The organism is Nocardia sp. NBC_01327 (genome assembly GCF_035958815.1).
GTDB lineage: Bacteria > Actinomycetota > Actinomycetes > Mycobacteriales > Mycobacteriaceae > Nocardia.
Map to the genome: position 1 here is coordinate 8,829,287 of NZ_CP108383.1, position 23,925 is coordinate 8,853,211.

At 67.9% G+C, this 23,925-nt stretch carries 25 protein-coding genes; 9 read left to right on the forward strand and 16 right to left on the reverse strand.

The window, feature by feature from the left end:
- Positions 1-10 precede the first annotated feature (10 nt).
- A complete protein-coding gene (locus tag OG326_RS40370) occupies positions 11-541 on the reverse strand; it encodes a DUF3558 domain-containing protein (protein WP_327142351.1) in 531 nt (176 codons plus the stop codon).
- Positions 542-645: 104 nt separating this feature from the next.
- Entirely contained in the window at positions 646-1,827 is a 1,182-nt protein-coding gene (gene hppD / locus OG326_RS40375; protein WP_327142352.1) for a 4-hydroxyphenylpyruvate dioxygenase, read from the reverse strand.
- A gap of 138 nt (positions 1,828-1,965) precedes the next feature.
- Between hppD and OG326_RS40380 the strand changes: the two genes are divergently transcribed.
- A complete protein-coding gene (locus tag OG326_RS40380; protein ID WP_327146748.1) occupies positions 1,966-2,484 on the forward strand; it encodes an Lrp/AsnC family transcriptional regulator in 519 nt (172 codons plus the stop codon).
- A gap of 53 nt (positions 2,485-2,537) precedes the next feature.
- On the opposite strand, the gene OG326_RS40385 is transcribed toward OG326_RS40380, so the two are convergent.
- The 10 genes from OG326_RS40385 to OG326_RS40430 form a co-directional block, all read right to left on the reverse strand.
- Positions 2,538-3,182: a GntR family transcriptional regulator gene (locus OG326_RS40385; protein ID WP_327142353.1), complete on the reverse strand. Its 645-nt coding sequence runs from the start codon at positions 3,180-3,182 to the stop codon at positions 2,538-2,540.
- Between the two features lie 28 nt (positions 3,183-3,210).
- Complete coding sequence (locus OG326_RS40390) at positions 3,211-4,194, reverse strand: isopenicillin N synthase family dioxygenase (RefSeq protein ID WP_327142354.1); 984 nt, start codon at positions 4,192-4,194, stop codon at positions 3,211-3,213.
- 25 nt (positions 4,195-4,219) lie between these two features.
- The gene (locus OG326_RS40395) at positions 4,220-5,386 is read right to left on the reverse strand and encodes a nitrate ABC transporter substrate-binding protein (RefSeq protein WP_327142355.1); all 1,167 of its coding nucleotides are present in this window, start codon (positions 5,384-5,386) and stop codon (positions 4,220-4,222) included.
- A 39-nt stretch (positions 5,387-5,425) separates the two neighbouring features.
- Entirely contained in the window at positions 5,426-6,262 is an 837-nt protein-coding gene (locus tag OG326_RS40400) for an ABC transporter permease (protein ID WP_327142356.1), read from the reverse strand.
- Positions 6,262-7,062 (reverse strand): ABC transporter ATP-binding protein, encoded by an 801-nt coding sequence (locus OG326_RS40405; RefSeq protein ID WP_442790886.1) that lies wholly within the window; start codon positions 7,060-7,062, stop codon positions 6,262-6,264. Before OG326_RS40405 ends, OG326_RS40400 begins: the two co-directional genes overlap by 1 nt.
- Positions 7,063-7,168: 106 nt before the next feature.
- A complete protein-coding gene (locus tag OG326_RS40410; RefSeq protein ID WP_327142357.1) occupies positions 7,169-8,509 on the reverse strand; it encodes an amidohydrolase family protein in 1,341 nt (446 codons plus the stop codon).
- Positions 8,510-8,677: 168 nt separating this feature from the next.
- Positions 8,678-9,790, reverse strand: a complete 1,113-nt coding sequence (locus OG326_RS40415; RefSeq protein WP_327142358.1) for a winged helix DNA-binding domain-containing protein — start codon at positions 9,788-9,790, stop codon at positions 8,678-8,680.
- 43 nt (positions 9,791-9,833) lie between these two features.
- Positions 9,834-10,808, reverse strand: coding sequence for an NADPH:quinone oxidoreductase family protein (locus OG326_RS40420; protein WP_327142359.1), 975 nt, complete (start codon positions 10,806-10,808; stop codon positions 9,834-9,836).
- Between the two features lie 93 nt (positions 10,809-10,901).
- Positions 10,902-12,572: a serine/threonine-protein kinase gene (locus OG326_RS40425; protein WP_327142360.1), complete on the reverse strand. Its 1,671-nt coding sequence runs from the start codon at positions 12,570-12,572 to the stop codon at positions 10,902-10,904.
- Between the two features lie 84 nt (positions 12,573-12,656).
- Positions 12,657-14,141: a serine/threonine-protein kinase gene (locus tag OG326_RS40430; RefSeq protein WP_327142361.1), complete on the reverse strand. Its 1,485-nt coding sequence runs from the start codon at positions 14,139-14,141 to the stop codon at positions 12,657-12,659.
- Positions 14,142-14,342: 201 nt separating this feature from the next.
- On the opposite strand from OG326_RS40430, the gene OG326_RS40435 reads away from it, so the two are divergent.
- Both OG326_RS40435 and OG326_RS40440 read left to right on the forward strand, forming a co-directional pair.
- Positions 14,343-15,116: an acyl-[acyl-carrier-protein] thioesterase gene (locus tag OG326_RS40435; protein WP_297628770.1), complete on the forward strand. Its 774-nt coding sequence runs from the start codon at positions 14,343-14,345 to the stop codon at positions 15,114-15,116.
- Between the two features lie 116 nt (positions 15,117-15,232).
- A complete protein-coding gene (locus OG326_RS40440; protein ID WP_327142362.1) occupies positions 15,233-15,994 on the forward strand; it encodes a hypothetical protein in 762 nt (253 codons plus the stop codon).
- A 121-nt stretch (positions 15,995-16,115) separates the two neighbouring features.
- On the opposite strand, the gene OG326_RS40445 is transcribed toward OG326_RS40440, so the two are convergent.
- Positions 16,116-17,786, reverse strand: coding sequence for an FAD-dependent oxidoreductase (locus OG326_RS40445; RefSeq protein ID WP_327142363.1), 1,671 nt, complete (start codon positions 17,784-17,786; stop codon positions 16,116-16,118).
- A 226-nt stretch (positions 17,787-18,012) separates the two neighbouring features.
- Here OG326_RS40445 and OG326_RS40450 point away from each other — a divergent pair, with 226 nt between their 5' ends.
- The gene (locus OG326_RS40450) at positions 18,013-18,504 is read left to right on the forward strand and encodes a SixA phosphatase family protein (RefSeq protein ID WP_327142364.1); all 492 of its coding nucleotides are present in this window, start codon (positions 18,013-18,015) and stop codon (positions 18,502-18,504) included.
- A 22-nt stretch (positions 18,505-18,526) separates the two neighbouring features.
- On the opposite strand, the gene OG326_RS40455 is transcribed toward OG326_RS40450, so the two are convergent.
- Positions 18,527-18,727 carry a hypothetical protein gene (locus OG326_RS40455; protein WP_327142365.1) on the reverse strand — a complete coding sequence of 67 codons (201 nt, stop codon included), beginning with the start codon at positions 18,725-18,727 and terminating at the stop codon, positions 18,527-18,529.
- Between the two features lie 105 nt (positions 18,728-18,832).
- Here OG326_RS40455 and OG326_RS40460 point away from each other — a divergent pair, with 105 nt between their 5' ends.
- The 4 genes from OG326_RS40460 (at position 18,833) to OG326_RS40475 (ending at position 21,173) form a co-directional block, all read left to right on the forward strand.
- A complete protein-coding gene (locus OG326_RS40460; RefSeq protein ID WP_327142366.1) occupies positions 18,833-19,312 on the forward strand; it encodes a MerR family transcriptional regulator in 480 nt (159 codons plus the stop codon).
- Positions 19,313-19,392: 80 nt separating this feature from the next.
- A complete protein-coding gene (locus OG326_RS40465; protein ID WP_327142367.1) occupies positions 19,393-19,875 on the forward strand; it encodes a carboxymuconolactone decarboxylase family protein in 483 nt (160 codons plus the stop codon).
- A 3-nt stretch (positions 19,876-19,878) separates the two neighbouring features.
- Entirely contained in the window at positions 19,879-20,190 is a 312-nt protein-coding gene (locus OG326_RS40470) for a GNAT family N-acetyltransferase (protein WP_327142368.1), read from the forward strand.
- Positions 20,187-21,173, forward strand: a complete 987-nt coding sequence (locus OG326_RS40475) for a pirin family protein (RefSeq protein ID WP_327142369.1) — start codon at positions 20,187-20,189, stop codon at positions 21,171-21,173. The genes OG326_RS40470 and OG326_RS40475 overlap by 4 nt, the downstream gene beginning before the upstream one ends.
- Positions 21,174-21,394: 221 nt before the next feature.
- Here the strand turns inward: OG326_RS40475 and OG326_RS40480 are convergent, their stop codons facing one another.
- Positions 21,395-22,237: a helix-turn-helix transcriptional regulator gene (locus OG326_RS40480; protein ID WP_327142370.1), complete on the reverse strand. Its 843-nt coding sequence runs from the start codon at positions 22,235-22,237 to the stop codon at positions 21,395-21,397.
- Between the two features lie 101 nt (positions 22,238-22,338).
- On the opposite strand from OG326_RS40480, the gene OG326_RS40485 reads away from it, so the two are divergent.
- Complete coding sequence (locus OG326_RS40485; RefSeq protein WP_327142371.1) at positions 22,339-23,343, forward strand: aldo/keto reductase; 1,005 nt, start codon at positions 22,339-22,341, stop codon at positions 23,341-23,343.
- Between the two features lie 31 nt (positions 23,344-23,374).
- On the opposite strand, the gene OG326_RS40490 is transcribed toward OG326_RS40485, so the two are convergent.
- Positions 23,375-23,845, reverse strand: coding sequence for a PaaI family thioesterase (locus tag OG326_RS40490; protein ID WP_327142372.1), 471 nt, complete (start codon positions 23,843-23,845; stop codon positions 23,375-23,377).
- Positions 23,846-23,925: the final 80 nt, after the last annotated feature.

The window sequence follows — 23,925 nt, forward strand, 5'->3', positions numbered from 1 at the left end:
CCCATCCCCCTCATCCGAGCCTCTGCACGGTCAGTTCCGCCATCTTGTGGGTGCGGTCGCACGGGTTGCCCAGATTGCCGGAGGAGAACAGGCCGTAGGAGATGGACCATTCGAAGAAGTCGTCGTCCAGCTGCACGGCGAGATCGCAGACGGCGCCGGCCGGGTCGAGGGCCTGGAAGCCCTTCTTGCCGCCGACGTCGATGGTCTGCGGATTGCGGCCGACGCTGGCCACCCACGCCTTCTCGCGGTCGATGGGACTGCCGCGGTAGGAGGCGAAAGTCACGCTGGCCGAGCCCAATCCGGAGGCCTTCCAATTGCAGCCGACCGCGTTCTTGAACACCTGCGAGACATTGCCGAGCCCGCCGAGGTCGCGGACCTCGTCATCGGTGAGGTGGCCGCATTCGCCGACGAACGGGCCCAGCGTCGCCACTTTGGGCGGGGGCCGCAGTCCGGTGGTGTTGTCCGAATCGCTCTTTCCGCCGCACGCCGACAGCAGCAGCGCGAGGCTCAACCCCGTGACGATCGCCGACGTGATCCGCATGCCCCGACTCTAACGTGCACGCCGCGGTCGGGCCCGTTTCGCGGCGTCCGCGTGCTCGGTGCACGAGCCGCCACACGGCACGATTCAGGCAATTCGGCTATAGCTCAGAGGTTTCCGCGTGCCTCCTGCTCGCGTTCGATGGCCTGGAACAGCGCTTTGAAATTGCCCTTGCCGAAGCCGAGGGAGCCGTGGCGTTCGATGAGTTCGAAGAAGACGGTGGGCCGGTCGGTGAGGGGCTTGCAGAAGATCTGCAGCAGATAGCCGTCCTCGTCGCGGTCGACGAGGATGCCGCGGGACTGCAGGGCCTCGGCGGGGACGCGGACATGGCCGATGCGGGAGCGGAGTTCGGGGTCCTCGTAGTAGGCGTCGGGGGTGTCGAGGAATTCGATGCCCTCGCGGCGCAGGGTGTCGACGGCGGTGAGGATGTCGCCGGTGGCCAGGGCGATGTGCTGCACGCCCGGGCCGCGGTAGAACTCCAGGTATTCGTCGATCTGGGATTTCTTGCGGCTCACGGCCGGTTCGTTGAGCGGGAATTTGACGCGGTGGTTGCCGTTGGCGACCACCTTGCTCATGAGGGCCGAATAGTCGGTGGCGATATCGTCGCCGACGAATTCGGCCATGTTCTCGAAACCCATGACGCGGCGGTAGAACTCGACCCAGGTGTCCATCTGCCCGAGTTCGACATTGCCGACGACGTGGTCGATGGCCTGGAAGATCCGCTTCGGCGCGTCCTCGCGGGGCCGGTAGCCGGAGCGGCGGCCGACGAACCCCGGCAGATAGGGCCCGTCGTAGCGGGAGCGGTCGATGAGGGTGTGCCGGGTTTCGCCGTAGGTGGCGAGGGCGGCGGAGCGGACGGTGCCGTGCTCGTCGATGTCGTCGTGCGGCTCTACCAGGATGGTGGCGCCGTGCGTGCGCGCCCAGGCGATGCAGCGGTCCACGTCCGGGACCTCGAGGGCGATATCGGTAATCCCGTCCCCGTGCCGGTCGTGATGGGCCACCAGCGGGCTGCCGGGGTCCACCGCGCCGCACACCACGAAGCGGGCGCTGCCGCTGCGCAGCACGTAGGCCTTGTGGTCGCGATTGCCGGTTTCGGGGCCGGAGTAGGCCTCCAGCCGCATACCGAAGGCGGATTCCAGGAAGTGCGCGGTCTGGGTGGCATTGCCGACCGCCCACACGAGTGCGTCCCAGCCGATGACGGGGAAGGGATCGGCGGCCGCGTCATGATCGACCAGGCCGATCAACCGGCGTAATTCGTCGGACTCCGGTGGCACAACCTCGATGCTCATGTGATCAGCAAATCGCTGCGGGTGCCAGCTGAGCAATATCGACGAATTCGAGTAGACATCCTGGTGGATTACGCCACCATCCTGGGCCTGGTGCTGGACAATTTGAATACCACATCACCCTCGAGCGGAGGTCCCGCCATGGCACGCACGCCCGCCAAGCTGGACGAACTGGATCTGGCCATTCTGACCGCCATGCACGAGTACCAGAAGGCAGGGATTCTGGAGCTCTCGCGGCGCACGCGGGTGGCCCGCGCGACCGTGCAGTCGCGGATCGCGCGCATGGAGGAGGCGGGGGTGATCGCCTCCTACGATCCGCAAATCGATGTCACCGCAGCGGGTTTCGATGTGCAGGCGTTCGTGACGCTGGAGATCGCGCAGGGTGCGCTGGAGGCGGTGGCCGCCGATCTGGAGGCCATCCCGGGGGTGCTCGAGGCGTATGCCACGACCGGGTCCGGCGATGTGATGTGCCGGATCGGGGCGGATTCGCATGCCGGGTTGCAGCATGTGCTGCTGAGCATCGACCGCAGCTCCTCGGTGTCGCGGTCGCACAGCGTGATCGTGCTGTCCACCGTGGTTCCGCAGCGCACGCTGCCGCTGCTGCGCACGCTCACCCCGTCCGGGTCGAGTAAGGCTCCGGCCTACCGCAATTCGCACTGAGGCGCGGATTCGCTGGTGGGTCCCGGCCAGAAACATGCCGGGGCGGCTGCGGGCTAGGCCCGGTTCATGCGGGTGATGAGGCCGCAGACGTGTGCTTCGGCGGCGGTGCGGGCGTCGGCCGGGTGGCCGGATTCGAGGGCTTCGAGGATGCGGCGGTGTTCGCGGAGGGCGGTGCGGCGGTTGCGGGGGTGGGCCCAGAGGTCGCCGCGGTAGAGGTGGGCCTGGGCTTCCAGGCGCGCGAGTTCCTCGGCGACGGTGCGGTTTCCGGAGCGGTCGCGGATGAAGGTGTGGAATTCGAGGTCGAGATCGGTGTCGCGGGCCGGGTCCACATTGTCGCGGAGATTGTTGTCCTGTTCGGACAGCATGGCGGTGAGCTTGCCGAGATCGAATTCGGTGAGGCGGGTGGCGGCGCCGGCGGCGGCGAGGCCGTCGAGGACGGAGCGCACCGCGAGCACATCGCGGATCTGGGCGTCGTCGACGACGGCCACGCGCGCCCCGGCGTGCGGGACGTTCACGGCCAGGCCCTCGTAGATGAGCTGCTGCACCGCTTCGCGAACGGGGCTGCGGCTCACCCCGAGTCGCGCGGACAGGGCGAGCACGCTCAGCGGTGCGCCCGGTGCGAGTTCGCCGGACAGCACCAGCTGCCGCAACTGCCGGTGCACGGAGGGGCCGAGCAGTTCGCTGTCCGGTTCGGTCATGGTGGTCCTTTCGGTGCTCGGTTCGAAATTACCCTTGCGGCCGGTAGTTGGCCCGGACGCGCTCGGTGAGGAACTCGGCGGCGGTGACGGGCGGGTAGACGCCCTGCGGGCCTTCGATGATCGCGTCGCGGTCGGCCTGCGCGAAGTAGGCGATGCTGTAGCGGTCACCCTGGTATTCGTCCGCGCCGGGGCTGCGGACGCGGTGGAAGTTGGAGGGCAGCAGGTCATCACTCCAGCGGGTGAGCATGTCACCGATATTGCAGGTGATGAGCGCCGAGGACGGGGTGATGGAGGTCCACTGCTGTTCGGCCATCTCCTTGCCGGGGCAGACCTGCAGTCCGCCCTGGCCGTCGCGCTGGAAAAGCAGTGTGAGGCAGTCGAAGTCGGTGTGCGCGCCGGCCCGCCAGCGGCCGGGCACATCACGCAGTTCGGCGGGGACGGCGAAGTAGTGCAGCAGGCGCAGGGTGGACTGGTACTGCTCGGACTCCGGGTTGTGCGCGGTGGTGAAGTGCTCGCGGGGCAGGCCGAGGCGGTCGGCGAAGCAGGACAGCACCTGCATGGCGACGGCCCAGCAGCGATTCTCGAATTCCAGTACGGCCGTGGTGAATCCGGGCAGTTCGTCAGCGGTGGGCCAGCGGCCGTCCATGTGCGGCCGGGTGATCTGGTAGGACTCCTTCTGGTCGGGGACGCCGATGGACGGGCGCACCTGACTCAGCGATTCCCATCCCGCATTGTCGGCTTTGACCAGCGGGTACTGCCCTTTCACCGGCTCGGGCAGCGCGAAAAAGCCTGCGGTGAGCCCGAATACGGCATCGATCTGCTCCTGCGGAATACCGTGGCCGGAGAGCTGGAAGAACCCGATATCGGTGGCGGCGGCCCAGAGCTGCTCGGTGATCTCGGCGCGGCGGTCCTCGAAATCGGTGAGGTCGATAATGCGGATGTCCCGGGCGGCCTCGGCGCCCAGCCCGCCCATCTGCTTCTCGCGGGCGACTTCGGCGGTGTCGTTGATCATGGGTTTCCCTGTCTGATAGGGGCTTTCAGCCTGCGGTGATGGTGTGGTCCAGGAATTCTTTGTCGACGAGGTCCTTGGCGGTGAGCCCGGCGGGCACGTTCGCGCCGCCGTGGCGCAGGATGGGCGCGAACTGATCGATGACACGCTGCACCCGGGCTTCGTCGAAACTGCCGAGCACGCCGTCGGTGTCATTGCCGATCAGGCCGCTGTCGATGAGCGTCTTGGAGCCGTAGGCGGCGAGGGCCGCGCTGTAGGGCGTCAGGTTCGCGCTCTTGGAGACGACATCGACGACCACATCGTTGACGTGACTCGGGTCGGTGCGGAATTGCGCTGTGGCCCTTTGGATCATGGGCACCAGGCGTTGCAGGCAGGGGCGCAGTTCGTTCAGCTTGTCGGTGCGCACGTTCACGGTGCGGGCGTAGCCCTCGTAGCCGACGTCACGCAGCAGCTGGTAGCCGACCGGCTTGTCCCAGGCCTTCACCTCGTGCTCGTAGACGTAGGGCTCGGAGTTGGCGAATCCCTGCTGTGCGAAGGAGGGATCGGAGACGAAGCGGGAGGGGCCGTTGTCGTAGGAGGCGTCGATCTGCTTGGCGTTCAACAGCCCTCGGGACACCAGCCATTCGGGGTAGAGCTGGCCCTGCGAAACAACTACGGGTGCACCGGCTTTGCCGATGTCGGCGATGCCGTGCCAGTCGGGATGGGTCTTGGGATCCCACATGAGCATCTGCGGGCTGGAGCGCAGCAGGGTGGTGACCGCGGTGATCGGCTGCTTGCCCGAGGCCGCGATGGCGTCCTCGGAGTGGTCCAGGCCCAGCGTGATGGATGAATCGACGTACATCTGCGAGGGCACGGTCTGGAAGCCGATGGCCGGGCCGCCGGCGCGGATCTCCAGTTTCACGCCGGTGTCCTTGCCGTCCACCACCAGCGGACCGGTGACCTTGTTGTTGTCGGAATCGACGTGATACCCGGGACCGAGCAGCCCGAAGATGGGGCCGGAGTCGGTCTCCGGATCCCATTGCAACTGGACCACGACGGTCGCGGGGCAGCGGCCGGCCAGTTGCTGTTCGGCCGGTGCGGCCGGGAGTTGCACTGCGGCGGAGTCGTTCTCGGAGGAGCTGGAGCAGGCGGAACCGGCGGCGACGACCAGGGTGGCGATCGCGGCGGCGCCGAGGAGGCGCAGAGGGGTGTGCATGAGTTCTCCACAGGCTGTTGATAGTGGGGTGCGGGAGGTTCAGCGGCCCGACGCGTGCCAGCGGCCCACGGTGAGTCGCTGGGCGACGGTGAAGAACGCGAAGACGGCGACACCGAACAGGGCGGCCAGCAGCAGCGCGGCGAGCAGATCCTCCGATTGCAGCCGGGCGCGGTAGGTGTCGAGCAGGGTGCCGATACCGGGCTGGCCCTTGGCGAAGAACATGTCGCCGATGACCGCGCCGGTCACCGAGAGTCCGGCCGCGGTGCGCAGGCTGGCCATGATGGACGGCAGCGCGGCGGGCAGTTCCAGGGATATCAAGCGCCGCAGTCGATTCGCGCGGCCGAGGGTGAACAGCTCCCGCAGGTTGCGGTCGACGCTCTGAATGCCGAACAGGGTCATGGCGATGATCGGGTGCACCGCGATGAGCACACAGACCAGCACGCGGGCGGTGAGGCCGTAGCCGAACCAGAGGCCGATGAGCGGGACCACGGCGAGTACCGGAATCGCCTGCAGCACTACGGCGTACGGGTACACCACCCGTTCGATCGCCTTGGTCTGGCTCATGAGCACGCCGATGGCGATGCCCAGGACGGCGGCGAAGAACAGTCCGGTGACCGCCACCCGCGCGGTGACCGCCAGCGCCCGCAGCATCACCTCCATTTTCGCCGGGTTGCTGAGGGATTCGGCGAAGACCTGGTGCGGCGGCGGCAGCAGGAAGCGGCGGTCGGGGGCGAGCAGCACCAGCGAGACCGTGTACCAGGCGCCCAGCGCGAGGCCGATGCAGACCAGGGGCACAACGGCTTTCCCGAGCCAGCGGTACGGGAGGCGCGGGACGGTCCGGGTGCGCACGGGGGCGGAGAGGGCGAGACCCACCATTACGAAGCCTCTTTCAGAGAACGGGAGACCCGCGACACCAGTTCGGTGAAGGCGGGCTCGAAGCGCAGTTCCCGGCCGCGCGGATACGGCAGGTCGATATCGATCACCTCGTGCACCCGGCCGGGGCGGGCGGACATGACCACCACCCGGCCCGCCAGGAACACCGCCTCCGAGACCGAATGGGTGATGAACAGGGCGGTGAAGGCATTGTCGCGGTAGAGCCGCAGCAGCTCCTCCTGCATGCTCAGCCGGGTGATCTCGTCGAGGGCGCCGAAGGGTTCGTCGAGCAGCATGAGGCGTGGTTCCAGGGCCAGCGCGCGGGCGAGGGACACCCGCATGCGCATACCGCCGGAGAGCTGACCGGGGAGTTTGGCCGCGAAATCGGCCAGGCCGACCGCATGCAGCGCACGGGTGGCGCGCTCGCGGCGCGCGGCGCGGTCGATACCGCGCAACTGGGCGCAGAGTTCGACATTGCGCAGCACATTGCGCCACGGGAGCAGCGTGGCGTCCTGGAAGATGAAGCCGACCGAATCGGTCTGCACCACAACTCTTCCGGAGGTCGGCGGTTCCAGTCCGGCGGCCAGCCGCAGCAGGGTGGACTTGCCACAGCCGGAAGGTCCTACGACAGCGACGAATTCGCCGTTCCGCACCTGCAGGTCGATATCGGCGAGTGCGATGACCTCGCCGGATCCCTTGCCGGAGTAGCGCTTTCCGATGCCGGTGAACGCGATCTCCGGGTTCGCACCCGGATCGTGCACTGTGCTGCCGGCCGGGTTCCGCGCTGTGTCTTGCAGGACCACCGCACTCACCTTCTCTCGCTTGGAATTGCGTGCACTGTGTGCGTGAGATCAGTGTTGTCGATCTGAATTACATGCAATCGCGTGACTGTTTCCAGTTGATTAACTGTCACTGCATGCTATTGAGCTGCTTTATCAGAGCCTGTTCATCGGTCCGGGTGCTGTGGCCGTCGCGGATCACCGCCTCCCCGTCCACCCACACCGTGTCGACCACGCGGGGAGAGGCGGTGGTGAGCAGCATGGCTCCCGGATCACGCGCCGGGAGGCAGGCGAAATCCCGGTCGAAGCGGATGAGGGACAGGTCGGCGCGGTCGCCCACCCGGACTCCGGAATGGGTGGCGGGATCGCCCAGGGCGCGGCCCGCGCCGCGGGTGGCCATGCGCAGCATGTCGTCGAAGCCGAGCAGATCGGCGCGCTGATGCGTGACGCGCTGCAGGTACGCACCCATGCGCAGGGCCAGCAGCATGTCCTGGGTGTCATTGGAGGCCGCGCCGTCCACACCGAGGCCGACGCCGATTCCGGCGGCCAGCATGGCGGGCACCGGGGCCACGCCGCTGCCCAGGCGCATATTGCTCAAAGGGTTGTAGGACACCGAGACTCCGCGTTCGGCGAAGACGGCCCGGCCGTGCTCGTCGAGTTTGCAGCAGTGCACGGCCAGCGTCCGCTCACCGAGCAGGCCGCCGGCGTCGAGGTAGTCGACGGCCGAAGTGGCTGCATGCAATTGGCACATGTCCTCGTCGGTACTGGTTTCCAGCAGATGGATGGAGATGGTCTTGCCGGTGCGATCGGCGTATTCACGCACGGTCGCCATGCCCTCGGGCGTGAGGCAGCGCGGGTTCGGCACCGCCAGCGCGGTCGTGATGCGGGAACCCGTCAGCCGCACATCGAGGTCGTCGATATGCGCGAGGATCTCCGGAAGTGGTTGCACCAGGCGCGGATCCATACCCCATTTACGGGAGGCGTCCGCACGATCGGCGAGACCGCGGCCGAAGACCACTCGAATGCCCAGCTCCCGCAGCGCCCGCAGCGCGGCATCGTGCACGGCCTCCGAGGGGTTCGGCCACATGTGCTCGACCACGGTGGTGACACCGCTGCGCAGCAGCTCCAGCCCGCCCGCCAGCGCGGCGAGATAGGTCTGCTCGGGGGTGGCCGCCACCGTGAATTCGCCCACGCAGTGCAGCCATTCGAGCAGCGGCAGCCCCTCCCCCGCCCCGCGCAGCACCGACTGCTGCAGATGGGTGTGGGTATTGACGAACCCCGGAATCAGATGGCCACCGCTCCCATCGAACCGGGGCTCCGGGCGGCCGGCGCCCGCGCCGGGACCGATCGCGATTACGCGGCCGTCCTCGACAACCACGTCCTGACCCGAAAGCCATTGCGGCCCTGTATCAGTGGCGGCATAGACGGTGACATCACCGATCACCGTGGACAGAGCAGTAGAGCGCACCATGCGGCATTCCTCCAGGAAATGCGGCTGGTTCGCCCGCCTCCATCCGACGGTGCACCTGCGTCCGTTTCAGCCATGAACGCCGTGCCGCCACCCTAACCACCCCATATTGCATGCCGGTAAACCCCGGCAACGGAGCTGTCTCTGACGACTGCATCCAGCCCGGGGAGGTCAGGGTTTGAGATCCGCTCCGGGGGCGAGGACTTCGACGCTGTGCGTGCGGTCGGGTTCCAGGAATCCCAGCAGGGCATGGGCTTCCGCTTCGACCTCCGCCGCGTGCCGGGACGACCAGACCGCACGCGGGCTGATGCGGAGGCGCGCGGTGTCGGCGGTGGTGAAGATCTTGTAGATGCCGGAGAGGTAGCCGTCGACGAGGATGGAGGAGACCTGGGCGGCGAAGGCCTGCAGCGGTGGGGCGGTGCCGTCCGGGATGATGCGGGTGCGGTCCTGATGGGACAGCAGCGCGTTGTCGTACCAGCTCAGCAGGCGTACGGGGGCCGGGAGATCCGGGTCGGCCAGTTCGGCGTCGGCGGCGTCGTAGAGGGTGCGGCCGCGGTCGTCGGTGTAGGTGCGGACGCGATCGCCGAGGCGGGCCACGGCCGGCTTCATACCGGTGAGTTTGGACCAGGTCTGCATATCCATGGTGGTGGCGGGACCGAAGGCGCGCAGATAGCGCAGCAGCAGTTCCTCCAGCGGATACCCGTGGTCCAGGGGTGCGCCCAGCCAGGGTTCGACGCGGGACCAGACGGGGCGGCTGCTGTCTCCCCAGCGGCCGCGCGGCGGGGTCTGCAGCACGGGGAGCTGGTAGAGCCAGGTCTGCAGGACCGCGCCCGGATCGCGGTCGGGGTAGAGCGCGGCGGCGTGCGCACGCAGGTCGGCCGCGGACATGGGCTCGTCGCCCAGGACCTTGTCGCCGTGTGCGCGGACCTGTTCGGGATCGAGGCCGACCATGGCGCCGTAGTTGAAACCCTTACGGAAGGGGATCTTTTCGAGCTCCGGCTGGACGTGCGGCGCAATGCGCAGCGCGTCCTCCGGGGTGACCAGGTGAATGGTGCCGCGCATCAGCGTGATTCGCACCAGCGAGCGGTCCTCCAGCGCCGCCGAGACCGTCTCCGGATCGAAATCGGTTGTGCGACTCCATAAAGCGACGTACGGCGGCAGCATGTCCTGCGCCTGCAATCCGACCAGCTGTGCACACAGCTGCGGCGCGGTGAGCGTGGCCCGCGCCAGCAGATGCTGGCGCGAGAGCAGCGTGCGGTTCAGGACCTGCCGGGAAAGCTTCACAGTGCAGCCACGCTACGGGATTTCACGCTCAGGGCAGGTGCGATCAGCGCAGGGTGACGACGACCTTGCCGGTCGCGGTGCGCTTGTCGAGCGCGGAGACGGCTTCGGCGGTGTGCTCGAGGGTGTACAGCAGCGGATCCGGCGGGGCGATCTGGCCGCTGGCGAGCAGCGGCGCCACCTCGGCCCACTGCTCCTGCAGGTAGCCGGGGTGGGTCATGACCCATTCACCCCAGGCCGCGCCGATCACCTCGACGTTCTTGAGCAGCAGGCGATTCACCTTCACGGTCGGGATATCGCCCGCGGTGAAGCCGACGACCAGCACCCGGCCGCCGGAGGCCAGCGAGCGAATGCTGTCGGTGAAGCGGTCGCCGCCGACCGGGTCCAGCACGATATCCACCCCGCGCCCGCCGGTCAGTTCCTTGACCGCGGCCAGCCAGCCGTCGGTGAGGACCACATCGGTGGCCCCGTTCGCGCGGGCCACCTCGGCCTTCTCCTCGGTGCTCACCACGGCGATGACCCGGCCCGCGCCCAGCGCCTGGGCCATGCGCAGCGTGGAGGTGCCGATACCGCCCGCGGCGCCGTGCACCAGCACGGTCTCACCGGGGGCCAGGCGGCCGCGCTTGGTGAGGCAGAAGTGCACGGTCAGATCGTTGAACAGCACACCCGCGCCCGCGGCGAGGGAGACATTGTCGGGCAGCGTGAAGACCATGTTCGAGGGCGACACCGCGACCTCGGCCGCCGCATTGCCGAGCAGCGTCAGCGCCACCACCCGATCGCCCGCCTTGACGTGCGCGTCCGCGGGAGCCTCGCGCACGATTCCGGCGACCTCGCAGCCGACGACATACGGCAGCGGCGGCTTCATCTGGTACAGACCGCGCGTCATGAGCACATCGGGGAAGGCGATGCCCGCCGCGTGCACCTCGATGACAACGCCGCCGGGATAGGCCGCGGGCTCCGGTACGTCGAGAACCTCGATGGCCTCCGGCCCCTCGAGCTTGCTCACCACGGCTGCACGCATGCCACACACTCCGATCAATGCACCATTGGATACCAGCCGAACGTAACCCATCCGGCCATGGCGTGTCACCGCCACCGGGCGAGTCGGCGGTAATCAGCGGTGGGTGTATTCGATCATCGGCTCGTCGGCGAGGGTGGCGCCGCCCTGGACGATGGTCAGTGCGGTGGAGGTGACGCGGTACTGGGTGCCGTCGCTGCCGTTGGTGGCGGTGAAGCCGCCGGAGCCGTCCGGCACCGGATCGTCGATCTCGATGCCCGCGCCGTCGCTGATGCGCGCACCCTTGTAGTAGTAGCGGCCGACGCCGGTTCGGCAGATCACCACGCGGGAGGCGGTGGTGCGGCCGATGGCGTAGGCCGGGTTGTCGGCATTGCAGCGCGGTCCGGCGACGAAACCCTGTGCGTCCGTGCCGGATACGGATCCGGCGAAGGGGGGCAGGGCGGCGGGGGCGGGACTGGTCGCGGGGTTGCTGTAGGGCGGGGCCGTCGCGGCGGTCGGCGCGGTCGCGTCCGGGGTGGTGGCGATCGTCGTCGTGCCGCCCGCAGTGGTCGTGGTGTTGCCGCCATTGTTCTTGCCGGACAACAGCAGCCAGCCCAGCAGGCCGCCCATCACCAGCACCGCGCCGACGAGCGCACCCACCACGATCGGCAGGGAACTGCGCTGCGGGGGCGGCAGGGGCAGCGGCGCGGACGGGTGTTCGCGCAGCGGTTCCGCGTACGGCATGCGGAACTGCGTCGGCTGAGAGGCCTGGTAGTCGACCGGACCCGAGTGATCGCCCGACGAGTAGCCGACCGGTCCAGCGGAGTGATCGCCCGGATAACCGACCGGTCCGGAGGGATGGCCGCCCGGCGAATAGCCGATCGGCGGAAATGCTTGCGGCACATGCGAAATCAGGTGGGTCGGTGCGACCGAGGTGCGGGTGGTCGCACCGTGTTCGGCGTGGACGAGCGCCGCGCGGGCCGCTCTGGCCAGCTCTCCCGCGGTGGCGTACCGGCGGGCCGGATCCTTCGCCATGCCGATCGCGATCACCTGGTCGAAGGTGATCGGCACCCCGGGCCGGGCGCTGGGCCGGGGCGGCGGGGTCATCATATGCGCGCGAATGGTGGCGAGATTGCTGTCGGTCTTGAAAGGTATTTCGCCGGTGAGGCTTTCGTACAGCACGCAGGCCAGGGCGTAGATATCCACGGACGGCGAGATCGCCGTGCTGTGCTCGAAGCGTTCCGGCGCCATGTATGCGAACGACCCGATGGCGCTGCCCATACTCGTCAGCTGCACATCCGATTCCGCGTGCGCAATGCCGAAATCGACCAGATACGCGAACAATTCACCGGTCAGCAGAATATTGGCGGGCTTGATATCGCGATGCACCAGACCGCTCTGGTGCGCGGCGTCCAGCGCGGAGGCGATCTGCTCCACCACCTCGACGGCGCGCCCCGGCGGCATCGGCCCCTCGGAGGTCAGGTACGCCTTGAGATCTCGGCCGCTGACCAGCCGCATATCGATGAACAGGACACCGTCCACCTCACCCCAGTCGTGCACCGGAATGACATGCGGCTCCTGCAGCCGGGCGGCGGTGCGGGATTCGCGGCGGAAGCGCTCCACATAGGTGGGCGATTTGGCCAGTTCGACATCCAGCAGTTTGAGCGCGACCGTGCGATCTCGGACGGTGTCGTAGGCGTCGTAGACCTCGCCCATGCCGCCGACGCCGAGCAGGCGCCGTAACTCGTACTGCCCGAATCGTGAACCGGCCCGGTCCCCTGCGACCACGTGCGTCGCCTCCCCTGTGTTGTCCTACCCCAGGAAAAGGCTACGGCCCGCGCACCGGCCTGTCATGTCCCTGAAGGGAAATCGTCAGCGGTGGGCGTATTCGAGCATCGGCTCGGTGGCCAGGATCTGACCGGCCTTGACAATGGTCAGCGCGTGCGTGGTGATGAGATATTTGGTCCCGTCGGCGGGATTGGTCGCGGTGAATCCGCCGATTCCGACCGGGACCGGATCATCGATCTCCTGGGTCGCACCGTCGCTGATCCGAAGCCCCCTGTAGTAGTAGCGGCCGGTATCGGTCCGGCACACCACGAGCCGAGAGGCCGCCGTCGTGCCGACGGCCAGGGCCGGATCACTGGCATTACAGCGCAGGCCGCCGACGAAACCCTGTGCGTCCGTGTCGGATACGGTGCCGACATACGGTGCGACCGTGGTGGTGACGGCGCCCGTGGTGGTCGTTGCCGTCGTCGTACCGCCGCCGGTCGTGCCACCGGCGACGTCGTCGCCGGACCACAGCCGCCAGCCCAGCACGCCCCCGAGCAGCACCATGCCCACGAGCACGCCCCCGACCGCCACGACCGGTCGCAGGATCCGCTTCGGCGGCGGTGCGAGCGGGGCCGTGGCGGGACGGCCGTTCGATGCGGCCGGTGACCGCGTGCTTCCGGTCGGCGGGTAGACGAGCGGAATCGGTTGTGAGACAGCCGGTCCCCCCGCGCGCGGCGGGACCGTGACGGGCGGTTGAGCGGGCGACAGCGCCGCCCGGGCGGCCCGGGCCAGCTGGTTCGCCGAGGTGTAGCGGCGGGCCGGATCCTTTGCCATACCGGTCGCGATCACCTGATCGAAACCGGCGGGTACGCCCGCGCGCAGGCTGGGTTGCGGCGGCGGAGTCATCATGTGCGCGTGAATGGTGGCCAGATGACCATCGGTGCGAAACGGCGTCTCACCGACGAGACTTTCGTACAGCACGCATGCCAGCGCGTAGATATCGGCGCTGATCGACGCGCCGGTGCTGTGCTCGAAGCGTTCCGGCGCCATATACGCGAACGACCCGATAGCGCTGCCCGCGGTGGTGAGCTGCATATCCGATTCCGCGTGCGCAATGCCGAAATCGACCAGGTACGCGAACAATTCACCGGTCAGCAGAATATTGGCGGGTTTGACATCGCGATGCACCAGACCGCTTTCGTGCGCGGCGTCCAGGGCGGCGGCGATCTGCTCGACCACCTCCACGGCCTGCTGCGGCGTCAGTGGACCGTGCGTCGCCAGGTGCGCGCTGAGGTCCTGGCCGCGCACGAGGCGCATATCGATGAACAGGACTCCGTCCACCTCACCCCAGTCGTGCACCGGAATGACGTGCGGCTCCTGCAATCGGGCCGCCGTGCGGGATTCCCGGCGAAAGCGCTCCACATAGGTAGCCGACTTGGCCAGGTCTACATCGAGGAGTTTGAGCGCCACCACGCGGTCGCGCACCGTGTCGTGCGCCTCGTAGACCTCACCCATGCCGCCGACGCCGAGCAGCCGGCGCAATTCGTACTGTCCGAACCGCGAACCGGCCCTGTTTTCCGCAGCCACCCGCGTCGCCCTCCCCGTGCTTTCGTGCAACGGGAAAAGGCTACGGGCCGGGCGGCGGACTGTCATTCCGTGCGTGAATCAGGAGCGGTCCGAGACAAGTAGGGGCGACTCGCCGCGAGTGTGTGACACACGCCCCGTAAAGTCGAGTCACAGCAAGCACCGCACGAAACGCGGCACACCTGTGCAGCGCGAGGAGCACCAGTGTCACTCGATCAGCCACTCGCCCCGCTTCCCCAGGAGGGCATGGGTTTCGCCACGGCGTGGCCCGTCCGGGCTGGCGATGTGGATCCCTATCAACGGGTGCGTTTCGACGCCGTAGCCCGTTATTTGCAGGACATTGCCTGGGAGGAAATGCATTCCGGGTTCTTCCATCGCACCGACCCGGCCTGGATCGTGCGCCGCACGGTCGTGGACGTGGTGCGGCCGATCCACTGGCCGGAACGGGTGGAGCTGACACGCTGGTGTTCGGCCATGTCCACCCGCTGGACGAATATGCGGGTCCGGGTCACCAGTGAGAACGGCGGTCTCATCGAGACCGAGGGTTTCTGGATCAATATCAACGAGTTCACCAATATGCCGACCCGCATCAGCGATGAGGGACTGGCCGAGCTCTCGCGCACGACCAGTGAGCACCGGCTGCGCTGGCGGCCCTGGCTGGTCGATCAGACGCCACCGGAATCCGACGCCGACCTCACATTTCCGGTGCGCGCCACGGATATCGACCAGTACAACCACGTGAACAATGCCGCGTACTGGCAGGCCGTGGAGCAGTACCTGGTCGACTATCCGAAGCTGGTGGCCGGGCCGCATCGCGCGGTCATCGAATACATCGCGCCGGTGCTGGCGCGGCAGCACGTGAGTGTGCGCAGCCGCTACGAGCCCGGCGACCGGACCGGATATCCGGTGCTGCGGCTGTGGTTCGTGGTCGGCGGAATCACCACCACCACGGTCCGGATCGGCCCGCTGCCGGTCTGATCGAATGATGCTGCTCGCCGGACATTCCCGGTGAAATAACGTTCGCTGACAATTAGCCTGGCAGACTCTCGCAGTGCCGATCACCGTGCGGTGGTCGAGAAGAGGAGTTCGCCGACATGAGATTCGCCCGCCTCACACTGCTCGCGGCCGCGCCGGCACTGGTGGTCGGGCTGACCGCCTGCGGCCACTCCTCCGATTCGGCGACGAGCACCACCACCGCCAAGGCCACGAGCGCCGCGGGCACGGCCACCACCGCGCCGGGGCCCGCCGGCCCGACACAGTCGCCCAATCCGACTCGGCCGCCCGCGCCGACGCCCTCGCCCGCCGATGTGAACTGCGGACCGGTCACCGGAGCCAACGGTGGCTCCTCGGATGTGATCGCGTACTCGAACCAGGCCGGTATCCCGGGCTGCACCGAGGCCGTCACGGTCGCCAGCGATTACGTCAATGCCACCCGCACCGGCGATGCCGCACAGGTGGACGGCTGGACCTGTGAACCGCAGCCCGACACCGACGTTCCGCGCATCTGCTTCAAGGACGGCTTCCTGCTCGGCCTGCGCGGTACGGCGGCCCCCACTCCGCCCGCCCCGCCGACAACCACCCCGCCGCCCACCACTTCCCCGGCCCCGGTCGGCGACGCCAGCTGCGGCACGGTCACCGATGCGGGCGGCGGCCTCCGCACCATCATCGCGGTCGGCACCCCGGCCGGGCGCGTCGGCTGCACCGAAGCCATCAATGTCGCAACGCAATACGTGCAGACCGTCAGCGATACCGATGTGGCCGGCATCGACGGCTGGAGCTGCAATGCCCAGCCCGACCCCGCCATCCCGTCCATCTGCGCCAAGGACGGCCTCCTGATCAACCTGCTCGCGCACTGACGCAGCGGATTACGCTGCGGCCGCGCGGAACCCGGCACGGCATCTGCGGACAGCAGTGCGGCCCCTCCGATTCGGAGGGGCCGCACTGTTTCAGATATCGCGGGGCGTTCGGGTATCGCGCTCAGCCCTTGGCGGCCTTGAGGAGATCCTCGAGGCTGGTGAACTTGACGCGGGGGCGGCCCGCAGCCTTGCCCGCGGTGCGCTCCGCCTGATCGATGGCCTTCCAGCCTTCCCTGCCGACCATATCGGGCTGCCGTTCGGTCAGCAGCGCCGCGAGGGCCTGCCGGTCCGCCTGCGGCGCAACCAGTTTGCCGTTGGTGAAATCGGCGATCAGGTGATCGACGGTTTCCTGCGAGTCGACCCGGTTGGAGCCGATGACACCGCGCGGGCCGCGCTTGATCCAGCCGGAGACGTAGACGCCCTGCACCGGGTTGCCGTCCGCATCGAGCACGCGGCCACCGGCATTGGGGACCACGCCCCGGCTCTCGTCGAACGGGATGTCGGCGATGGCCGTGCCCCGGTAGCCGACCGAGCGCAGCACGAGCGACGCCTGCAGGCTGCCGGTGCGATCGGACGGGCGCGCCACGGTGCCGCCCTCCTCCTTGACGAGTTCGTTGTGCACGTACTCGACGGTCTCGACCTTGCCGTCGCCGGTGATCTCGGTCGGAGAAACCAGATAGTGGAAGACGATTCGCTTGTTGCCCGGCTTCGGCTTGTTGACCGAGTACTCCTGCGCGAGCGTGTACTTGAGCTTCAGCGAGGGCTCCACCTGGGGATCCTCGAGCTCCGCCCGGCTGGCCGGATCGAGCTCCAGATCGGCGGGATCGACAATGATGTCGACGCCCTTCAGATGCCCCAGCGCCAGGAACTCCGAGGAGGTGTAGGCGGCCTGCAGCGGCCCACGGCGGCCGAGCACCACGACCTCCTGGATATTGCTGCGGCGCAGCGCATCCAGGGCATGGTCGGCGATATCGGTCTTGGCCAGCACATCCGGATCGACGGTCAGCACGCGCGCGACATCCAGCGCGACATTGCCGTTGCCGACGATGACGGCCCGCTCACCGGACAGATCGAATTCGCGGTCCGCGAAATCCGGATGCCCGTTGTACCAGGCGACGAATTCGGTGGCCGAAATGCTGCCGGACAGCTCCTCACCCGGGACGCCGAGGCGGCGATCGGTGGAGGCGCCGTGCGCGTACAGCACCGCGTGGTGGTGCCGCAGCAGCTCCTCGTGCGAAATGTGCTTGCCGACCTCGACATTGAGCCGGAACGCCAGTGCGTCGCGGCGGAAGGCCGACTCGAACAGGGTCGCCACCGATTTGGTGCCCGGGTGATCCGGGGCGACGCCCGCGCGCACCAGGCCGTAGGGGGTGGGCAGCCGGTCGAACAGCTCCACCTCCACATCGGCGCGGCGCAGTAGCTCCTCGGCCGCGTAGCTGGCGGCCGGCCCGGCGCCGACGATGGCGACGCGCAGGGTGCCCAGCTCCTTGGGCGCGCGGCTGGGCGGCACCAGCGGCTCGAAGTTCGACTCCAGGGGGTGCCGGACGAAGTACGCGGCATTGATGTCCTGGAACCTGGCCAGCGACGCGAGCAGGTCATCTTCGGAGAAGATGGCGTCCACCGGGCAGGCATCGACGCACGCACCGCAGTCGATGCAGGTATCGGGGTCGATGTAGAGCTGCTCGGTCGTCGCGAACTCGCGTTGCTCAGGAGTGGGACGAATGCAATCGACCGGACACTCGGGTACGCAGCTGGCGTCGTTGCAACAACGCTGCGTGATCACATAGGCCATATCTCGCAGATCCTCGAAACAGTCGCGTGGTGCTACTCCGCTCGGGGTTCGAGCAGGGCGGTAGAACACGTTCTAATATATGCGGCGTTCCGGTGCCTGTCGGCACGCAGGTGTCACGCCACCTTCAGTGTGCCTCGAGTGTGAGGCGGGTCTCCTGCCGGGAGCGGGATCGGGTGTTGTGACACCAGTCTCGGCAGGTAGCGGGGTGGGGAATACCGTAGTGCACATGGCACGGACTCTCATCTTGATGCGCCACGGCAAATCCGGCTACCCGGACGGCGTGGCGGACCATGAACGACCGCTCGCGCCGCGTGGCCTGCGTGAGGCCGGATTGGCCGGGGACTGGCTGCGCGCGACCCAGCCGCCCATCGACGCCGTGCTGTGCTCGACGGCGACCCGCACCCGCGAGACGCTCGCGGCGACCGGCATCACCGCGCCGGTGTCGTACGAGGAGTCCATGTACGAGGCGACGCCGCACTCGCTCATCCAGTTGGCGCAGCTGGCCGACGATGACGTGCAGACGCTGCTGATGGTCGGGCACTCCCCCGGAATGCCGTGGACCGCTTGGGAATTGGCCGCCAACCGGGATTCGGACGCGGCGGCGGAACTCAGCGCGAAATTCCCCACCTCGGCGCTGGCGATTCTGGAATTCGACCGGCCGTGGGCGGCCGTCGATCCGGGCACGGGCGAACTCGTCCGCTTTCACGTGCCGCGCTAGCTGTCACGACAGGAGACTGGGGCTAGCCCAGCAGCTTCCCCCTCCAGACCACGACGCCGCCGACGACCAAGAGCAGCAGCAGCGCCCAGAAGAACCCCGCCACCGCCCAGAGCACGCCGAACACTGCCAGCACCGGCAGAATCGCAATAGCCGCGATCACCGGATTTTCCTTGACGGTCTCCAGCGCCGACCGCGCCCGAACCCGATCAATGTCTTTTGCCATGACCCCAGCGTAGGCGCGTATTGCCGGGATTCGGCAGAATGGGACTTGCTTGGAGTGCACTCCAGGTGGCTACCGTCGGAATGTTCCACCGAGAGGGGCGAGACCGTGAGCACCGCAGCACCCGCGCGGAACAGCGCAGCACCCACATCACACGGCGCCGACTACGAGCGCCCGCGGTATTCGATCGGCGAGGTCTCCGAACGCAGCGGCCTGAGCCGGGACACGCTGCGCTGGTACGAGCGCATCGGCCTGCTGAACTACGTGGGCCGCGATCACGCCGGGCAGCGGCGCTTCTGCGATCGCGATCTGGACTGGCTGGCGCTGATCGCGAAGCTGCGGCTGACGGGTATGCCGGTGGCCGATATGGTGCGCTACGCGGAACTGGTGCGGGCCGGTGAGCACACCTTCCCCGAGCGGCTGGAGATGTTCCGGCGCACGCGCACCGACGTGCTCGCCCAGATCGAGGAACTGCGGCAGACCGTGGCGGTTCTCGACTACAAGATCGCCCTGTACGAGGGCGATCGCGGGGTGGATCAGCCGGCCGTGCTGACCGGATGCGTCGCCGAAGAACAGCTGGCGCTCTAGCGCACGAGCCCGGCGCGGACACGGCGTGATTCACAAACCGGAGGGCACGTTTCACATTCGCGGCTTAGTATGCGACCACTATGCAGTCGCCCGTATCCCATGACCGTGTCTGGATAGACAAACAGACACCCGAGGTCTTCCACGCGCTCAGTGATGTCGCGCTGGCGGTGCGCAATGCCGCTGCCGCAGTCGATTTGGGGCGGGCGGTGATGGAATTGGTGAATGTGCGCGTCTCGCAGCTCAATGGTTGCGCGTACTGCCTCGACGCCCATCATCGAGCCGCCCTCGAGGCCGGGGTCACGGCGCAGCAGCTCGCGGTGCTGGACGCGTGGCAGCGCAGCCCGAACCTCTACTCCGAGCAGGAGCAGGCCGCCCTCATCCTCGCCGAAACGGTGACTTCGCTGCCCGGGGAGGAATGTATGCAACGTAGGTATGCTGCTGCGCGGCAACACTTGTCGGATGACCAGATGTCGGTTCTCATCTGGGCCGCGGCCACCATGGGCACATTCAATCGCGTCTCGATACTGAGCAAACATCCGGTACGGGTGCGGAAGGAGAACTGAACAATGAGCGAACAAGCCGTGGCGACCACCGTCGTCCGCAACGACTCGCAGCACCGTTATGAAGTCTGGTACGGCAACTCGCTCGCCGGGTTCACCGAATACCGCGAACGGGACAACGACACCACCTTCATCCACACCGAGGTGGACAGTGCGTTCGGCGGTAAGGGGCTGGGCAGTGCGCTCGCCCGCCAGGCGATCGAGGATGTGATCGCCCGCGGCAATGTCATCGTGCCGCGCTGCCCGTTCATCAAGGCCTGGCTGGACAAGCATCCGGAATACGACGAACACGTGGTCGGCAAGGGCATCAAGCGATGAGCGACCTGGAGCCGAATCCGGAGGAGTCGCTGTGCGAGGCGTCCGGCCGGCCGGGTCCGCGCGCCGAATTCTTCCCCGCGCGGGAAGTGCCGCTCGGCGGGGTGCGCGGGGTGACCGTGCACCGCTCGCTGCCGCAGCGCGATCTGCCGACCGTCGGCGCCTGGTGCTTCCTCGACGAATTCGGTTCCGGTTCGGAGGCGAATCCCGAAGGGCACGATATCGATCCGCATCCGCACATCGGATTGCAAACGGTCACTTGGCCTTTGAACGGGCGCATCCGGCACCGCGACAGTGTCGGCTCGGATGTGGAGATCGAGCCCGGACAGCTGAACATCATGACCTCCGGTCGCGGCATCGACCACTCGGAGTACCGGGTGGCCGGGCACGAATCGGGTGCGGGATTACAGCTGTGGATCGCGCTTCCCGGTGAAACCGCCGCTATCGCACCGCATTTCGAGCAGCACCGGGAACTCCCGACATTCGCCCTGAGCGAGGACGGTCATGCCGGAGTGCTGGGCACGGTCCTGATCGGCACACTCGGCGACGTCACCTCCCCCGCCACCGCCTACACCCCGATCGTCGGCGCGGAACTGCGGGTCCAGCCGCACGCCGATGTCCGGCTGCCGCTGCGCCCGGAATTCGAGCACGCGGTCCTGGTGATCGAGGGCGAACTCACCGTCGACACCACCGTGGTCGCCCCCGGATCGCTCTTCTACCTGGGCAGCGACCGCACCGAACTGCGCCTGCACGATACCGAGGGCGCCCGCCTGCTCCTGCTCGGCGGCGAACCCTTCACCGAAGATCTGGTCATGTGGTGGAACTTCGTGGCCCGCAGCCACGAGGAGATCGAAGCGGCCCGAAACGACTGGGAGAACCACGATCTCGCCCGCTTCCCCGACATTCCCGGCCACACCCCCGAAGAACGCATCCCCGCCCCACCCCTCCCACCCCTGCACCTGAAACCCCGCAAGCGCCGCTACTGACCAGCGCCCGCTGAAAAGGATTCGGCCCCGGACATCCGTCCGGGGCCGAATTCATCTCAGCCACAGCATCTTCCGAACGCGCACCCATCTGACATTCCACCGCCGTCCCGGCATGCTTTGGGCCGGGATCCACACCCGCAGCGGCGCAACGAGTCTCGCCACGTTCGGCCGAGAGCCTGCCTGCGGCATCGTTCCGACGAAAGAGCCTGGCGCGCAGCTACTCAGGGGTGGTGCGTGAGATTTTGGGTGCCGATCACGCGGAGGAGATCGAGTTTTTCCTGGGTGTCGGTGCCGGACTTGGGGTAGTAGACCAGGAGCTGGCGGGTGGCGCTGGGGGTGAGCAGGGGCTCGCAGATCAGTTCCAGGAGACCGACTTCCGGGTGGATCATGCGTTTGTCGTGGCCGGGGTGGGCGCGAACCTCGTGCTCGTGCCAGAGCTCCTCGAATTCGGGGCTGGCGGCGCGCAGGCGGGCGACCAGATCGGTGACATCGGCGTCGCCGGCGCGGCGGGCGGCGGTGGCGCGCAGCCCGGCCACGTGATGGCGGCCCATGACGGCATGGTCCTCGGGCGGGAAGCGGTGGCGCTCGGTGGTCGCGCTGAACCACAGCCAGGGGATACAGCGGTCCAGGCCGCGGCGCTGCGAGAAATCGCCGCTGACCAGGGTGTGCATCCGGTTCTGGACCAGCACCTCGCCCAGATCGGAGATGACGCAGGCAGGGGTGTCGTCGAGTTTGGCCAGGACGTGCAGGATGCCGGGACCGACGTGGGTGTCACCGCCGCGCGCGGGCGGCTGCTGTCCGGCCAGGTAATAGAGGTGGTCGCGCTCGCTGTCGGTGAAGCGCAGGGCGCGGGCCAGGGAGCCGAGCACCTGGGTGGACGGGCGCGGGCCGCGGGCCTGCTCCAGGCGGGTGTAATAGTCCGTCGACATGCCCGCGAGCATGGCGACCTCATCGCGGCGCAGACCGGGGGTGCGACGACGCAGGCCCTCGGGCAGGCCGACGGCGGCCGGCTGCAGGCTCTCCCGGCGGCGGCGCAGGAAATCGGCAAGTTCGTCGCGGTTCACTCCTCCACTGTCCCGCACCCCCGGAGTGCGATCCAGGGACTGGCTATCCCCCGATAGGCGATCTCTGCCGGATCCCCAGTCGAGGGCGCATCGTTTATCCCATGACGAACCTCGACACAGTCCAGCTCGGCAAGACCGGGCCCAGCGTTTCCCGCATCGGCCTCGGCGCCATGGGTATGTCCGGCATGTACGGCAGCAGCGATGACGCCGTCTCCGTCGCCACCGTGCACGCGGCCCTGGATTCCGGCGCGAACCTCATCGATACCGGCGACTTCTACGGCATGGGCCACAACGAAATGCTGCTCGGCCGCGCCCTCGCCGACCGCAAACGAGAGGATTACCTGCTCAGCGTGAAATTCGGCGCGCTGCGCGGACCCGACGGCGGCTTCGGCGGCGTGGACACCCGCCCCGCGGCCCTGCGCAATTTCCTCGCGTACTCGCTGCAGCGGCTCGGCGTCGACCACATCGACATCTACCGGCCCGCGCGGCTGGACCCGAATGTGCCGATCGAGGAGACCGTCGGCGCACTGGCCGAGCTGGTGCAGGCCGGATACGTGCGGCACATCGGCCTGTCCGAGGTGGGCGCGGAGACCCTGCGCCGGGCCGCCGCCGTACACCCGATCGCCGATCTGCAGATCGAGTACTCACTCCTCTCGCGCGGCATCGAGGCCGAAATCCTGCCCACCGCACGGGAACTCAGCATCGGCATCACCGCCTACGGCGTGCTCTCGCGCGGTCTGCTGAGCGATTCCCTGCGCGGCGGAGCACAATTCGCCCCCAGCGACTTCCGCGCGCACAGCCCGCGCTTCCAGGGTGAGAACCTCACCGCCAACCTGCGCCTGGTGGACGCACTCGCCGAGATCGCGGCCCGTCACGACGTGAGCGTGGCGCAGCTGGCCATCGCCTGGGCCCTGTCCCGCGGCACGGACATCGTCCCGATCATCGGCGCCCGCCGCCCCGAGCGCTGGTCCGAAGCCCTTGCGGCAGTGGATATCCGGCTCTCGGCCGGCGAACTCGCCGCCATCGAGGCAGCCGTCCCCGCCGACCAGGTCGCCGGCGGCCGCTACGCCGACGCCCAGATGGCCATGCTCGACAGCGAGCGCTGAACCACCGACGGCAGGGCCGGGCGAGGGTGCGCTACTTGCGGCGCGGGCGGATGACCGCGGTGAAGGCAGCTTTCGCTACGGCTTTGCCGGTGCTGTCGGTAATGCTGACGGGGACTTCGAGTTCGATTTCCGTGCGGGACTGGATGTTCGCGCGGGTCTGCTCGATGACGTCGGCGGTGAGTTCGGCGGTGGCCAGGAACGGGCTCGCCTCACCCTTGGCGCGGGCGAGGTATTCGATGCGGCCGTCGCGGGCGACGATGAAGGTGTCGCCGAGCAGATCCACGATGCCGGAGATGGACGCGCCCATGGCGGCGGTCTCGGCCAGCCCGAAGAGCAGGGCCGCGTGCACATCGCCATTGTGGTTGAAGTGTTCCGGCTTGGCGGCCATGCGGACGACATTGCGGCCGGACGCGTAGTCGACCCCTTCGATACCGGTGAACTGGATGAAGCCGAGCTTCTGAAAACCGGCCATCACCTGTTCGCCCATGGTGGCGCTGTCCATCGCATCTCCTGTAGCCGGTGTTCGAAATTGAAACGTGTTCTAATTTCATACCGGGTGCGGAGAGGCTTGTCCACGTCCCC

Bases quoted from the DNA above. Each gene is read 5' to 3' on its own strand.
- OG326_RS40370 (WP_327142351.1), bottom strand. From the start codon at position 541: ATGCGGATCACGTCGGCGATCGTCACGGGGTTGAGCCTCGCGCTGCTG.
- hppD (WP_327142352.1), bottom strand. From the start codon at position 1,827: ATGAGCATCGAGGTTGTGCCACCGGAGTCCGACGAATTACGCCGGTTG.
- OG326_RS40380 (WP_327146748.1), top strand. From the start codon at position 1,966: ATGGCACGCACGCCCGCCAAGCTGGACGAACTGGATCTGGCCATTCTG.
- OG326_RS40385 (WP_327142353.1), bottom strand. From the start codon at position 3,182: ATGACCGAACCGGACAGCGAACTGCTCGGCCCCTCCGTGCACCGGCAG.
- OG326_RS40390 (WP_327142354.1), bottom strand. From the start codon at position 4,194: ATGATCAACGACACCGCCGAAGTCGCCCGCGAGAAGCAGATGGGCGGG.
- OG326_RS40395 (WP_327142355.1), bottom strand. From the start codon at position 5,386: ATGCACACCCCTCTGCGCCTCCTCGGCGCCGCCGCGATCGCCACCCTG.
- OG326_RS40400 (WP_327142356.1), bottom strand. From the start codon at position 6,262: ATGGTGGGTCTCGCCCTCTCCGCCCCCGTGCGCACCCGGACCGTCCCG.
- OG326_RS40410 (WP_327142357.1), bottom strand. From the start codon at position 8,509: ATGGTGCGCTCTACTGCTCTGTCCACGGTGATCGGTGATGTCACCGTC.
- OG326_RS40420 (WP_327142359.1), bottom strand. From the start codon at position 10,808: ATGCGTGCAGCCGTGGTGAGCAAGCTCGAGGGGCCGGAGGCCATCGAG.
- OG326_RS40440 (WP_327142362.1), top strand. From the start codon at position 15,233: ATGAGATTCGCCCGCCTCACACTGCTCGCGGCCGCGCCGGCACTGGTG.
- OG326_RS40445 (WP_327142363.1), bottom strand. From the start codon at position 17,786: ATGGCCTATGTGATCACGCAGCGTTGTTGCAACGACGCCAGCTGCGTA.
- OG326_RS40450 (WP_327142364.1), top strand. From the start codon at position 18,013: ATGGCACGGACTCTCATCTTGATGCGCCACGGCAAATCCGGCTACCCG.
- OG326_RS40455 (WP_327142365.1), bottom strand. From the start codon at position 18,727: ATGGCAAAAGACATTGATCGGGTTCGGGCGCGGTCGGCGCTGGAGACC.
- OG326_RS40465 (WP_327142367.1), top strand. From the start codon at position 19,393: ATGCAGTCGCCCGTATCCCATGACCGTGTCTGGATAGACAAACAGACA.
- OG326_RS40470 (WP_327142368.1), top strand. From the start codon at position 19,879: ATGAGCGAACAAGCCGTGGCGACCACCGTCGTCCGCAACGACTCGCAG.
- OG326_RS40475 (WP_327142369.1), top strand. From the start codon at position 20,187: ATGAGCGACCTGGAGCCGAATCCGGAGGAGTCGCTGTGCGAGGCGTCC.
- OG326_RS40485 (WP_327142371.1), top strand. From the start codon at position 22,339: ATGACGAACCTCGACACAGTCCAGCTCGGCAAGACCGGGCCCAGCGTT.
- OG326_RS40490 (WP_327142372.1), bottom strand. From the start codon at position 23,845: ATGGACAGCGCCACCATGGGCGAACAGGTGATGGCCGGTTTTCAGAAG.